This window comes from Allobosea sp. 01N443 (genome assembly GCF_056399325.1).
Window position 1 is genome coordinate 1 of record NZ_JBFTRC010000190.1, and the last position, 12,719, is coordinate 12,719.

Below are 12,719 nucleotides of genomic sequence, written 5' to 3' on the forward strand. Positions count from 1 at the left end.
TGCCGTGCGTCGGCTGCTTCGGCGAGAAGAAGAAGCTCGGGTTGATGTCGCCGAGGCCGAACTCGCGGTCACCATTCACCGTTAGGGCCGGTTGCGAGATCACCGGCGTGATCCAGCGCGTGATCAGGTTCCAGTCCTTGTTCAGCGTGATCGGGATCACGGGCTGGATGTTGAGGACATTCTGCAGCTGCTTATGCGGGCCGACATTGAAGTTGGAATTGTTCTGGAACGGCAGGCTGATCATGTCGGCAACGGGGTTTTGCGCCGCCTTGGCAAGATCGTCGGTGCTCTTTTCGGGGCCCTCCTGGGCGATGGCGAAAGAGCTCGCCAAGCCGATTGAGATGGCGAGCGCGACCCTCAGTCCGAATCGTCCGCAGCCTGTGCGTCGTCCAGTCATGATGTGCTCCGTCTGTCATCCAGACCATCTTTGATCATTGGAACAGAGTTCGCTGCTGAGTGCCAGATTAGGTATTGCTTGCAATGCGCAATCATCACCGTGTGTTGCTTGTGTGATACATGTCGACAATGTTGTGGCGGAGGCTCCGCTGTGTCTACGACAGTATTCGATGCATTGGGAATGCAATACGGTTCGACGGGAGAAGCTCACTCAAAGAATCGGGCCGATGGGGATCGACGCGATCACGTGTATTGTCGGGTTCTTCGTCTCCGCGATCGGGGGCGGCCTGATTTTCGACGGCGTGGTCGAAGCCTTGCAAATGCACGGTGTGACCACTTTGCACTGAGCGCCGCCTGCGCCTGAGCAGCGCACCCTGCGCATCGGGCGGGATCGCTGGACCTGAGAAATCTGGTTCTCGCCCATCCCAGCTACGAACCTTTGTTCGCGATCGCGAGTTTGCCGGCGCCATCGACGCCATGCTTCTGCAGATCGGCCAGCAACCCTTCGTCCGACAGGTCCAGCCGGTGCGAATGCTTCCAGTCGTGATGCGAGACTTCGACCAGGCGCTCGACAAGGTGGCGGGCGTCGGTTTCGATGGCGAGCTCGCGCCGTGCATCGAAGCTGCCGGGGGTCAGGTTGATCGAGCCGACGATCGCGCGTTTCTCGTCGGCCAGGAGCATCTTGCCGTGCAGCTTCAGATTCTTCAGCCGATGGATCTTGGCTCCCACATCTTCCATGATCCGCAGGCCGCCGACGCCTTCCACCAGCTTGTCGCTCTTCAGCTTGTGCGGCTGCCGCGCCATGATGTGGACCTCAACACCGCGGTTCAGCGCCCGGACGAGGCGCTCGATGATCACCGTGTCCTGGTAACGCTCATTCTGCAGCCATAAGGTTTGCTTGGCGTCGTCAATGAAGGCCGCGATCCGTTCTCGGCCGTTATTGGGGCACCAGATCAGCTTCGACGCAGGATCGGGCGCGAACTCCGTCTGTACCCAGTCCGCTTCGAAGCAGCGCACCATCTCCGCGACTTCCAGCTTGTCGGTGGTGGTGACGGCATAATCACGCGTCTCGGTGAGATCCCGCGTCTCCCAGTTCAGCGACTCGACGAAGCCGATCGTATCGTCGATCACCATCGACTTCTGGTGGGTGAGAGCAAAGGCCGGGCTGCTGTCGCGCACCTCGATGCCGGCAGCGTCGAGCACCTGGCGCGTCTCCTCGTTCTCGCTCGCGCCGTCGCGGCGCGCCGGGTTGAGCATGACGCGCACCTGGACGCCGCGTTGCTTCGCTGCGAGCACAGCGCCAAGCAGGGTCGGGTCCGTGAACAGGAACATCCTGATATTGAGCACCCGCGTGGCGGCGTTGATCGGTGCGAGGATGGCATCGGGGGTGTCGTCGGGAAGGACAATCAGCTTGTGCGACATGGCCGGCACTCCTTGATTTGCGCAGGAATCGTGCTGAGGCGATGGGCGATCATGATGACGGTGCGGCCCGCCATCAGCCGCCGCAGCCCCTCGATCACCAGGTGCTCGGACTCGKTATCGAGCGCCGCTGTCGGCTCGTCGAGGATCATGATCGGGCTGTCACGAACGACGGCCCGGGCGATGCCGATGCGCTGGCGCTGGCCGCCCGACAGCGTATCGCCGCGCTCCCCGACCATGGAATCATAGCCATGCGGCATGCGGGCGATGAACTCGTCGGCATTGGCGATCCTGGCGGCCGCCACGATCTCCTTGTCTGTCGCACCTGGCCGCCCATAGGCGATGTTCTCCCGGATCGTCCCGCGAAACAGCACCGTCTCCTGCAGCACGAAACCGATCTGGGCGCGCAGGGCGGCGAGTTTGAACGTGCTGACATCCGTGCCGTCGATCAGGACGCGCCCGCTCTTCACGTCATAGAAGCGTGGCAGCAGGCTGAGCACGGTGGATTTGCCTGAGCCCGTGGGCCCGACGATGCCAACGACCTGCCCAGGCGCGATCGAGAAGGAAACATCGCGCAGCACGAGCACATCGGCCTCGTAGCCGAACGCGAGATGCTCGAAGGTGATCGCGCCCTTGACGCGCCCCGGATCAACCGCATCGGCGCGTTCGAAGACGATCTCGTCGGCTGCGAGGATCGTCTGGATGCGTTCCAGCGCTACGGTCGTCTGCGCGATTGCCGTCGTGGCGCTGGCAAGATCCTGAACGGGTTTGAAGAATTTTGAGAGATAGGCGAGATAGACCGTCAGTGACCCGGCCGTCATGGTGCCTGCGATGATCAGCGCCGTTCCCTTCCAGAGAACGATGGCGGTGCAGAACGCGACCACGATGCTGACCACCGGCGAGAGCAGGGACTTGACCCGCCGTGCCTTCAGCGCCGCATCGACTGTCGCCTGGCTGACATCCTGCAGATGCGCGAGTTCGAGATCCTGCCGCCCGAACGCCTTGACCGCCCGGACCGAGCCCAGGCCCTGTTCGACGACCGCCAGAACTTCACTCTGCCTGACGCGCACCACGCGCGTCGCCTCTTTCACCGCCCGCTTGAAGCGCATGATGAAGACCAGGAGGAAGGGAATGACGGCGATTGCGATCAAGGTGAAGTCCCAGTCGAGCCAGAACATCAGCCCGACCATGAAGACGATCGTGAGAAGGTCGACGACGATACTCAACGTCGACGACGAGGCGAAGCTCTGCAGGGTCGAGACATCGGAGGTGATGGTGGAGATCAGGGTGCCGATCTTGGCATTCTGATAGTATCGCAGCGACAGACGGTGCAGGTGCTCATAGATGCGGATGCGTAGATCATTGGCAATCCACTGGCCAATGCTCGTGGTGTAGTAATTGTCCAGGTAGGTCGCTATCCCGCCGATGATGGCGATGAGCAGAGTGGCAACGCCCGCAAAGAGCGCGACACCGGTCGTGTTGCGGCTGAAACCGTACTGATGCAGCCATGCTAGCCATTCAGGCAAGTGATGGTTGCCGAGCGCATCGTCCAGGACCAGCTTCAGCGGCCAGGGCGCGGCGAGGCTGGCGGCAATTTCGACCAGCATTGCGCCAAAGGCGATGAGYAGCCAGCCACGATAGGGGCGGAGCAGGTCTAGAACCAGGCGTGTCATTCGCCAACTCCTGCACGGGGTCAGTCTCGGCTCGGCACACTCACAGCATCATTTTTTCCAGTTGATCCGAGTGCAATCACGAGCGCGTCGAATAGGTTCGCATTCCGCAACGGCTTCGAAAGAACGGCGACGATGTCCGAGGGGTGAGACGGCTCGCGCATCCCGTCACCATGGGCCGTAATGATGATGGTCGGAATATGGACGCCAGCCTTGACCAATTGATGGTGCAGCTCGAGGCCGGTCATCCCAGGCATTTGCAAGTCAAGGATCAGGCAGGCAGGCGTCCCCGTGGGCAAGACCTCCAGAAATTCGCGGGCCGAGCTGAAGATCTTCGTCTCATAGGCGCGAACCCTCAGCGTCCGACTCAGGGACTTCAGCACGGACGGATCGTCGTCCACGATAGCGATCCAGGAAGAATCCTGCCCCATGGGGCGGAACGTGAGGCGGTTTTTTCCCGTTGTCGACCTGACCGTTGGGCCAGTACGCATCGCGGGGCGACTACGCGGAAATGCCGGCCCTCTCTGTCAGGCGCACCAGATCGGCGACCATACGAACGCCGAGCTTCTTCATGATCGACCCACGGTGGAATTTGATCGTCTTTTCGACGGTGCCGAGCTGGTATGCGATCTGCTTGTTCAGCTTTCCAGCAACCACATGTGTCAGAACCTCACGCTCGCGGGGCGTCAAGGTTGCAATTCTGCTCTCGACCGAGTTCAGCTCGGCTTGCGCTTGCCGGGCGCGAGAATCTGCTTCCCTCGCGCGTYCTATGGCGGCCACCAGATCCTGGGCGCTGACCGGCTTGGTCAGGAAATCGACGGCGCCCGCCTTCATGGCACGCACTGTGGTCGGAATGTCGCCCTTGCCGGTGAGAAAGATGACCGGCCGACTCATCGCCGTGGCTGTCAGTGCCTGCTGAAGTTCAAGGCCATCGAGGCCCGGCATGCAGACGTCAACGACGGCGCAGCCTGGAATGGAAGCGTCATGTTCCGCGAGAAACTCCTGCGAGGATGTGAAAGCCGCAATCGTGTATCGCCTTACGCCAAGGAGGCGGGACAAGGCCTTGATCACTGATGTGTCGTCATCAACGAGGAAGACTGTAAACATCGGGCGCTCACTCGGCTGAGATCGGCGATTTGGCTGGCAGCAAGAGGCTCGCGACCGCTCCGCCGGCCTCGTCGTTCGCAAGTTCGACCTCGCCACCATAGGCCTCGACGACGGTCGAGCAAATCGCCAGTCCAAGGCCAAGTCCGTTTGGCTTGGTCGTGTAAAAGGGCTCGAACACGTGGCTCGCGGCTTCCGGCTGAATCCCGGGTCCRCAATCCTTGACGCGGACTTCGATCATCCTCGTCGGCGTACACAAAGTCGAAACGGCGATGTTTCGTTCGGGCGTGGGGGTGGAAGCCATCGCGTCCATGGCGTTGACCAGGAGGTTGAGCAGGACCTGCTGTAGCTGGACGGGGTCCGCGACCGTCCCGKGCAATCCACCCGCCAGTTCGAGGTTTACGCTGATCCTGCGACTGACGAGTTCATTATGGAGCAGCGCCAGCGTCGACGTGACGAGCTCATTCACATCGACGGGGACAGCCGTGGTCTCCCCCTTCTTGAGCAGGTTACGCAAGCGCTGGATGACATTGCTGGCCCGGCGATTATCGTCGACGATATCCTGCAACACATCGCGGAGCTCAGCCAGGTCTGGCGAAGCGGCGGCAAGCAAATCGAGCCCCGTTTCCGCATTGGACTGGATTGCGGTGAGCGGCTGATTGATCTCATGGGCGATCGCGCCCGACAGTTCGCCCAGTACCGAAACCCGCATCAGGTGCGCCACCTCCTGGCGCTGCAAGGCCGTTTCGATCTCGGCCATCTTCTGGTCGGTGACGTCGATGAAGATTCCGCTGAGCTGCTTCGGATCGACCCCGGGGGCGGGATGAAACCGCGCGCGAATCCGTATCCAGCGCGGCTCGCCATCCCGCATGACGCGAACGTCTGCGACGGCCGACTGGTCGCTGTTGGCCGCCTTCGTGAGCGAGTTCATCGCTCCTGCGCGATCTTCGGGATTGATTGCGGCAAGGAGCGCATCGCGGGAGAGGGGAGTATCCTCCCCAAGACCGAACAGGGCCCGCGCGTGCTCTGTCGCCCAGAGCGCGTTGGTCTCGCGGTTGAATTGCCAGAGGGCCAGGTTCACGGATGCCGCTGTGAAGGTCATCCGCTCTTCGCTCTCCTTGAGCAGAGATTCGGCACGCTGCCTTCTGCGCATCTGAAGCAGCAGCGCGCCGGCAACGGCCATCTGCAGGGCAGAGGTGCCGAGGGCCGCAAGCACCAGATTGTGATGCTGGTCCCAGATCGTCGGCTGTTTGAACAGGACCACGGCATCGGCCGGAAGATTGCCTTCCCGCAGATTCCAACGCTGCATCGCCCTGGCATCGACGCGGTAGCTCTGTCCGGGATTTGTTCGTGGCGGGAGCGCGGCCGGGTCAGCGCCTGCAATGATTTCAAGTGCGAGGTCGGCTGCGGCTATGCCGACAGACTCGAACGTCTCGATGAAGCCGCCAACCGTGCCATTGCCCAGATAGGTATCGTAAGGTGAATAGACGGGAGCGGGGGAAAGCGCGACCAGCGCACTCGCGACTTCGGCCGGAACAAAACTCTTGCCCGTGCCGTCCGCGAACACCGTCAGGACGATAACGATTGCGTCTGCGGGAACACGTCCCAACTCTGCAACGAGAGTGTCATAAGGCAGGCCGAAAAGGTACGTGGCTTCTAACTCGGCGTGAACCTGCATCGTCGCCTGCGCTTGGGTTTGCCAACGGCGATCCACTTCGGCGCTCCCGGCAATCATCACGACGCGCCCTGAATTGGGCTGCAGCGCCTTCGCCAATGCGAGCGTCTTTTCCAGATTGAACTCCGTGATGATCCCGGTGACGTCGGGAGGCGGTCGTGAGATGGCATAGGTTGCCGACGAGATGCTCGTAAACACGACGGGTACGGTGGGGGCGATCGTGGCGCGATGCTTGATGATGAAGGGCAGTGCCAGGCTCCCCAGGGTGACGATGACGTCCGGGGGGGAGCGCGCGTACTTGTCACGCAGGAACGACGCCATCCGATCCTCATGCGCGGGGTCGGAGCTGCGCGCGAGGTCAAGGAACTCGGCATCGATCTCGATCTTGTGAGGAGCGCGTTCCGAGAACCGAATTCGCGCGGCCTCGCTGATGGCCGCCGTGGCCGGAAATGTATAGTTGAACGCATGCAGAAAGAGGATGCGCGCTGGTTTCCGCTGGGACCGCGCAGCCGGAGCCAGCCAAGGGAAGGCGAGCACCAGAAGGAGCAGGCCCAACGCTCCAACACCTCGGGTGGTCTTTGCTGCAAGTTGTAATCGAACTTCCATCTTTACTACCGCAGCGGCACGTGGAAGGTCTCGAAGTTCTGGGAGGCCGCATTATTCAGCGTCACCTCTACCCTGTCGAGATGCATTTTTGCCGGGGCCGAAGCTCTTGGGCGCCCAGTCTTTTTCGGCATAGGCATGGTGTCAGCGGTTGAACCTTGACCGCGGGGCCTCGGGAAATCCCGGAGGCCGGAGAGCCTCGATACTGGGCCATGGTCCAGTAGAGCGACCCCCGATTTATCGGTACAGCCTACCTGAGAGCCGAGCACTCAGAGAGTGTTTCATGCGAAGTCTTGAAATCACGGAACGACCGTCCGCTGCCCCCAGCGATCCACTGAAACGAGCGTTGAGTGCGGCAACTGCGCCTCCGCGAGATATGCTCGTCATACTCGGCGGCACGTTCCGCATGGGGGCGGATCGCCATTACCCTGAAGAGGCTCCGGTTCACCAGGTTACCGTTGACGCCTTCTGGATGGACCGTACGCCCATCACGAACCGCCAGTTCCGTGACTTCGTTCGCGCCACCGGACACGTCACGTTCGCGGAGCGGTGTCCGGATCCAAAGGACTACCCGGCGGCCCGGCCAGAGATGCTCTATGCTGGTTCTCTCGTCTTCTCGCCCCCCGACCATCCCGCTGACCTGCGCTTCTGGGGCGAGTGGTGGACTTACTTGAAGGGCGCTGACTGGCGGCATCCCTACGGCCCGAGGAGCAGCATTCACGGGCTCGACAACCATCCCGTGGTGCACGTGGCATTCTCCGATGCGCTGGCCTATGCGCACTGGGCCGGGATCGACCTGCCGACCGAGGCTGAATGGGAATTCGCGGCCCGCGGCGGCCTCGACGGCGCGGAGTTCGCCTGGGGCGCCGAGTTCACGCCCGGCGGCCAGCACATGGCCAATACCTGGCAGGGCGACTTCCCGCGACAGAACCTCGCGCAGGACGGGTTTACGCGCACCTCGCCGGTTACCGCCTTCCCCCCCAATGGCTACGGCCTCTACGACATGATCGGCAATGTCTGGGAATGGACGAGCGATTTCTACGTGGCGAGGCACGCCGCCGATGCGCCAAAAGCCTGCTGCATCCCGGAAAACCCGCGCGGCGGGCGCGAGGATCAGAGCTACGACCCATGCCATCCGGAACTCAGGATCCCGCGCAGGGTCCTGAAGGGTGGCTCACACCTGTGTGCGCCCAATTACTGCCGCCGCTACCGGCCGGCGGCACGCCACCCCCAACTCGTCGACACCTCGGCAAGCCATATCGGCTTCCGCTGCGTCCGGCGCGGAGTCTCGAAGATCTAAAAGAGGAGGATATGCCGTGAAGCATGACATTCTCGCCGGAACTACGAGCACTGCCCCCGCTGACAGCCGAACGAGGCTCAGCCGTATTCTTGCCAGCGCCTGCGACACCACGCGAACGGCTCTCCTGGGAGCTACCGCGCTCATCTGTGCAAGCGCCTTGACGCCGGCCGTCGCACAGGCCCCGGCACAGGCGCCGGCCCCTGCTCAGGCGCAATCCCGACCGAACATCCTGTTCATCATGGGCGACGACATCGGCATCATGCAGCCGAGCATCTACCACCGCGGCCTGATGGTTGGGGAGACGCCCCATATCGACCGGATCGGACAGGAAGGCGCGCTCTTCACGCACTACTACGCCGAGCAGAGCTGCACGGCTGGCCGCAATGCCTTCTTCACAGGCATGCATCCGCTGCGCACCGGCATGATCCCGCCCCAGTTGCCGGGCAGCCCGTCCTATCTGCGGCCGGGTACCCCGGCGCTGGCGAAATTCCTGATCGATCTCGGCTACAACACCGGCGAGTTCGGCAAGAACCATCTCGGCGATCACACCGACGCGCTGCCGACCGCGCATGGCTTCCAGGAATTCTGGGGCTATCTCTATCACCTCGATGCGATGCAGGGTGTGAGCTTCCCCGACATCAACAGGACCCCGACACAGCAGACGGTCGCTCCGCCATGCCTGAACACGCCGATCCCGGGCCTTCCCGCGGTTCCCGGCGCGGTGGATCCAAGAACAACCGTTTGCCTGACGCCGCCACGTCCCGTGATTTCCTGCACATCCTCCAATGGCACCGCGGCCAATCAGACCTGCCGGGACGAAGGTCCGCTGACCCTGGAACGCTCGAAGACCGTGGACGAGGAAATCTCCGCCAAGGTCGTCGACTTCCTCGAGCGCAATGACCCAAGGCGGACCAACAAGCCGTTCTTCGCCTGGTACAACCCGGCCCGCATGCACATCACGACCATGCTGTCGCCGAAATACGAGGCCATGATCGGCGAGCCCGGCGGCAAGGACTGGGGCCTCAACGAGGCCGGCATGAAGCAGCTGGATGACAATATCGGCGTCGTGCTCAAGAAATTGCAAGACATGGGCCAGCTCGACAACACGATCGTCGTTTTCACCACCGACAACGGCGCCGAGACGATCACCTTCCCGGACGGCGGCACCACGCCCTTCAAGGGCGGCAAGCTGAGCACCTGGGAAGGCGGCATGCGCGCGCCTGCGCTCGTGCGCTGGCCAGCCGGCGGCATCCGGCCGGGCACAATCAAGAATGATATCTTCGCGTCACTCGACTGGCTGCCGACCCTCGTCAACCTCGCGGGCGGAGACAAGGGCGACGCGCTGAACCAGCGCATCATGGCCGGCAGCTATCCCGGCATCGTCAAGACCAAGCTCGATGGCGTCGACCAGGTCGAATACCTGCTCGGACGGTCGGAAAAGTCGGCACGCGATACGTTCTTCTACTATTCCGGAAAGGACCCCTCGGCGGTACGCTACAAGAACTGGAAGATCTATTTCGCGATGGTCTCAGATTCGCCGGCCGGCTTCATCTCCGGGGTATTGCCCTTCCACTGGGCCCAGGTCGTCAATATCAAGCGTGATCCCTTCGAGACCGCGATCGGCTCGCAATACAAGACGCTCCTGGGTATGGGCGGTTCGATCGGCTCCCCTTCCACCGCCTATATCTACGATTGGAACATGCTGCCGATCGGCCAGGCACTGTGGATGAAGGAGCTTCTCTCCTACAAGGACTTCCCGCCGATGCAGGACCCGGCGAGCTACAACCTCGATCAGGTCATGGACCAGATCAAGAACTCGAAAGGCCGGTCCGACTGAGCGCTGGCGAAAGCAACCAGGCAGGCGTCCTGCTCGGGGGCGCCTGCTCCCTTCCATCAGGCTGGCGAGCACCAGAACCTCTTTCAAGGGAGGACGTCATGAAGACCTATGTCATGACCGGCATCGCGTTATCGATCGGATTGATTTTGTCAGGCTGCCAGAGCTCGCAATCACGAGCGCAGCAACTCGCCGCGATCTGCGCCGATCCCAACAACCGGGCGCCCAAGTCCGGCTATTGGCGTGAATGCCAGACGCTCTATCCGTCAAGCACGCGGCAATTGCAGAAGGATTATCTGCTCGGCGCTGCGGCCGGAAACTGAGGCTCGTCCTGGGCCGGATCTTCCGATCCGGCCCAAGCCTTTCCGGCTGAACCTTCCCTCGTCACACCTGGGTCCCGGTGCGAGTCCGCGAAGCCCCGTTGAAAGGGCCTCGAGTCCATTCGACCCCGCATTCCCCAAACTATCCGGAGGACGTCATGCCATCCTACGCCTTCACTGCCCTTGCGCTCTCCGCCGGGCTCGCCCTGGCCGGTTGCCAGTCCACCTCCCAGACCGTGCAGCACAAGGAGGATCTGCTCTCGGCCGCCGGCTTCACCCCGCAGCCCGCAAACACGGCGGAGCGCGTCGCGGCGATGAAGAAGCTGCCGCCCAACAAATTCGTCCAGCAGGTCAAGAATTCGCAGATCATCTACGTCTACGCCGATCCGATCGTCTGCCAATGCGTCTATTTCGGCAACCAGGCGGCTTACGCCCAGTTCCGCCAGATGGTCTTCGCGCAGAAATTGGCCAACGAGCAGCAGATGACGGCAGTGATGAACCAGAACGCCTTCGATTTCGGCCCCTGGGGTGGACCGGGACCATTCATGTACTAAGTTCTGTTTCTCGCCGGCATTGAAGGGAGGCAAGGATGAAGCTGATCGGTTCTTCCGCCGACATCGACCGACGCATGTTGCTCAACGGCCTGGCGGCTCTGCCGGCTCTCACCATTCCCTTAAGTTTCACAGTCAGTTCGGCCTCCGCCCAAACGGACCCGTTGCCGTCCTGGAACCAGGGCCCGACCAAGGCATCGATCACCGATTTCGTCTCGCGGGTCACGGCGCAGGGCGGTCCCGACTTCGTCGCACCCGCCGAGCGTATCGCGGTGTTCGACAATGACGGCACGTTGTGGGTGGAGCAGCCGATGTATGTCCAGCTCGCCTTCGTGCTCGACCGGGTCAAGGCGCTGGCGCCGCAGAACCCCGGCTGGAAGGCGAAACAGCCGTTCAAGGCGGTCCTCGGTGGCGACATGCGGGCATTGTTGGCATCCGGCGAACAGGGGCTGATGCAGCTCATCGGCGCCACCCATGCCGGCATGACCTCGGAGGCGTTTGCGAAGATCACCACGGACTGGCTGGCGACGGCGCGCCACCCGCGCTTCAAGCGCCCCTATACCGAGCTGGTCTACCAGCCGATGCTGGAATTGCTCGCCCATCTCCGCGCCAATGGCTTCAAGACCTATATCGTGTCGGGAGGCGGTGTGGAGTTCATGCGTCCGTGGACAGACAGGGTCTACGGCATTCCCCCCGAGCAGGTCATCGGCTCCTCGATCAAGACTCGCTTCGAGATGCGCGATGGCAGCCCGGAGATCTTTCGCCTGCCGCAGATCAACTTCATCGACGACACGGTCGGCAAGCCCGTGGGTATCAACCAGCATATCGGCCGCCGGCCAATTGCGGCGTTCGGGAACTCCGACGGGGATCTCGAAATGCTGCAATGGACCACGCTGTCGGGCGGGCCGCGCTTCGGCCTGATCGTCCACCACACCGATGCGGAGCGCGAATACGCCTATGACCGCAATTCCCATTTCGGCAAACTCGACAAGGCGCTTGACGCCGCGGCCGTGAACAAATGGACGGTGGTCGACATGAAGCGGGACTGGAGGAAGATCTTTCCGTTCGCGGAGTGAGGACGGCATTCGGCGGCCGCGCAGGGCAGGGAGCATGTCCCGAGGCGCCAAACGGGTGCAGGGTTTCCGTCTGGCTGCGCGCAATGTGAAAGGGGACATCTCATTCATTCTGACACGCCGTGAAAGCGCATTGCGCCGAGCGATCTGGGCTTTTTGCACGCGCGCCGGCGGAAGGCGTGCACACCCACAAGGGAGGCTCCAAATGCTCACGAAACACTTCACTTGCGTCATTTTTCTGCTTGCTGGGCTTGGATCGGTGCGGGGTGAGGCTCAGACGCAAGGCACCGAGCCTCGGCCGAACATCCMCCTGCAAAAGACGATCGGTGTAGCCACACCCACGGGGCCAGTTCCCTCGCTCGCCGTCATCAACTCGACAGGCGCAAAGCTGGAGGGAAACACCCTGACTTTGACGGGTGTTTCGGCGAATTCGATCGTTTTCGCTGATCGCCCCGTGCGCGCCGCCGGCCATGTCGCCACCAGGCAGTTCATCATGCAGTGGGACGAAGGAAAGGACAATTTCGCCAAGGATCCTCCGAACGCCACCATATCGGTCCTGGGCGGGGATGGTTCGAAGGTCAGTGACGCTGTGGTGACGTTGCGATCGCCGAAACTCGATGCGGGCAACCTGACCTTTGAGGTCTCAATCCTCGAGGGGAGCCTCACCGGGGCGAGCGGGCCGGCGGCGTTGTTCATCGACCGCTTCGGAGGCTTCGGCGGCGGCGGGTTCGGCGGCCGCCTCGGAGGCGGCGATTTTGGCGGGCGCGACTTGGG

11 protein-coding genes and 1 pseudogene are annotated in these 12,719 nt (G+C 62.3%); 6 read left to right on the top strand and 6 right to left on the bottom strand.

What is annotated here, in order from left to right:
* The 6 genes and pseudogenes from AC1DRP_RS30135 to AC1DRP_RS30160 form a co-directional block, all read right to left on the bottom strand.
* Nucleotides 1-397 (bottom strand): annotated as a pseudogene (locus AC1DRP_RS30135) (transporter); the annotation flags it as partial.
* 428 nt (nt 398-825) lie between these two features.
* The gene (locus tag AC1DRP_RS30140; RefSeq protein ID WP_476770403.1) at nt 826-1,818 is read right to left on the bottom strand and encodes a phospholipase D-like domain-containing protein; all 993 of its coding nucleotides are present in this window, start codon (nt 1,816-1,818) and stop codon (nt 826-828) included.
* The gene (locus tag AC1DRP_RS30145; RefSeq protein ID WP_476770404.1) at nt 1,803-3,488 is read right to left on the bottom strand and encodes an ABC transporter ATP-binding protein; all 1,686 of its coding nucleotides are present in this window, start codon (nt 3,486-3,488) and stop codon (nt 1,803-1,805) included. Before AC1DRP_RS30145 ends, AC1DRP_RS30140 begins: the two co-directional genes overlap by 16 nt.
* A 20-nt stretch (nt 3,489-3,508) precedes the next feature.
* Nucleotides 3,509-3,886, bottom strand: coding sequence for a response regulator transcription factor (locus AC1DRP_RS30150; protein WP_476770405.1), 378 nt, complete (start codon nt 3,884-3,886; stop codon nt 3,509-3,511).
* Nucleotides 3,887-3,986: 100 nt separating this feature from the next.
* A complete protein-coding gene (locus AC1DRP_RS30155; RefSeq protein ID WP_476770406.1) occupies nt 3,987-4,592 on the bottom strand; it encodes a response regulator transcription factor in 606 nt (201 codons plus the stop codon).
* 7 nt (nt 4,593-4,599) lie between these two features.
* Nucleotides 4,600-6,819, bottom strand: coding sequence for a sensor histidine kinase (locus AC1DRP_RS30160; RefSeq protein ID WP_476770407.1), 2,220 nt, complete (start codon nt 6,817-6,819; stop codon nt 4,600-4,602).
* Nucleotides 6,820-7,243: 424 nt separating this feature from the next.
* Between AC1DRP_RS30160 and AC1DRP_RS30165 the strand changes: the two genes are divergently transcribed.
* From AC1DRP_RS30165 to AC1DRP_RS30190, 6 genes are all read left to right on the top strand, one after another.
* On the top strand, nt 7,244-8,167 hold the full coding sequence (locus tag AC1DRP_RS30165; RefSeq protein ID WP_476770408.1) for a formylglycine-generating enzyme family protein: 924 nt from the start codon (nt 7,244-7,246) through the stop codon (nt 8,165-8,167).
* A 157-nt stretch (nt 8,168-8,324) separates the two neighbouring features.
* Nucleotides 8,325-10,004 (top strand): arylsulfatase, encoded by a 1,680-nt coding sequence (locus AC1DRP_RS30170; RefSeq protein ID WP_476770409.1) that lies wholly within the window; start codon nt 8,325-8,327, stop codon nt 10,002-10,004.
* 98 nt (nt 10,005-10,102) lie between these two features.
* Nucleotides 10,103-10,324: a hypothetical protein gene (locus tag AC1DRP_RS30175; protein WP_441493108.1), complete on the top strand. Its 222-nt coding sequence runs from the start codon at nt 10,103-10,105 to the stop codon at nt 10,322-10,324.
* 155 nt (nt 10,325-10,479) lie between these two features.
* The gene (locus AC1DRP_RS30180) at nt 10,480-10,875 is read left to right on the top strand and encodes a hypothetical protein (RefSeq protein ID WP_441493107.1); all 396 of its coding nucleotides are present in this window, start codon (nt 10,480-10,482) and stop codon (nt 10,873-10,875) included.
* A 74-nt stretch (nt 10,876-10,949) separates the two neighbouring features.
* Nucleotides 10,950-11,948, top strand: a complete 999-nt coding sequence (locus AC1DRP_RS30185) for an HAD family hydrolase (RefSeq protein WP_476770410.1) — start codon at nt 10,950-10,952, stop codon at nt 11,946-11,948.
* A 202-nt stretch (nt 11,949-12,150) separates the two neighbouring features.
* The coding region (locus tag AC1DRP_RS30190) for a hypothetical protein (RefSeq protein ID WP_476770411.1) at nt 12,151-12,719 on the top strand (569 nt) is incomplete at its 3' end.

What these genes read in the sequence shown, in the direction of transcription:
- AC1DRP_RS30140 (WP_476770403.1), bottom strand. Translation starts at nt 1,818, where the DNA reads ATGTCGCACAAGCTGATTGTCCTTCCCGACGACACCCCCGATGCCATC.
- AC1DRP_RS30165 (WP_476770408.1), top strand. Translation starts at nt 7,244, where the DNA reads ATGCTCGTCATACTCGGCGGCACGTTCCGCATGGGGGCGGATCGCCAT.
- AC1DRP_RS30175 (WP_441493108.1), top strand. Translation starts at nt 10,103, where the DNA reads ATGAAGACCTATGTCATGACCGGCATCGCGTTATCGATCGGATTGATT.
- AC1DRP_RS30180 (WP_441493107.1), top strand. Translation starts at nt 10,480, where the DNA reads ATGCCATCCTACGCCTTCACTGCCCTTGCGCTCTCCGCCGGGCTCGCC.
- AC1DRP_RS30185 (WP_476770410.1), top strand. Translation starts at nt 10,950, where the DNA reads ATGTTGCTCAACGGCCTGGCGGCTCTGCCGGCTCTCACCATTCCCTTA.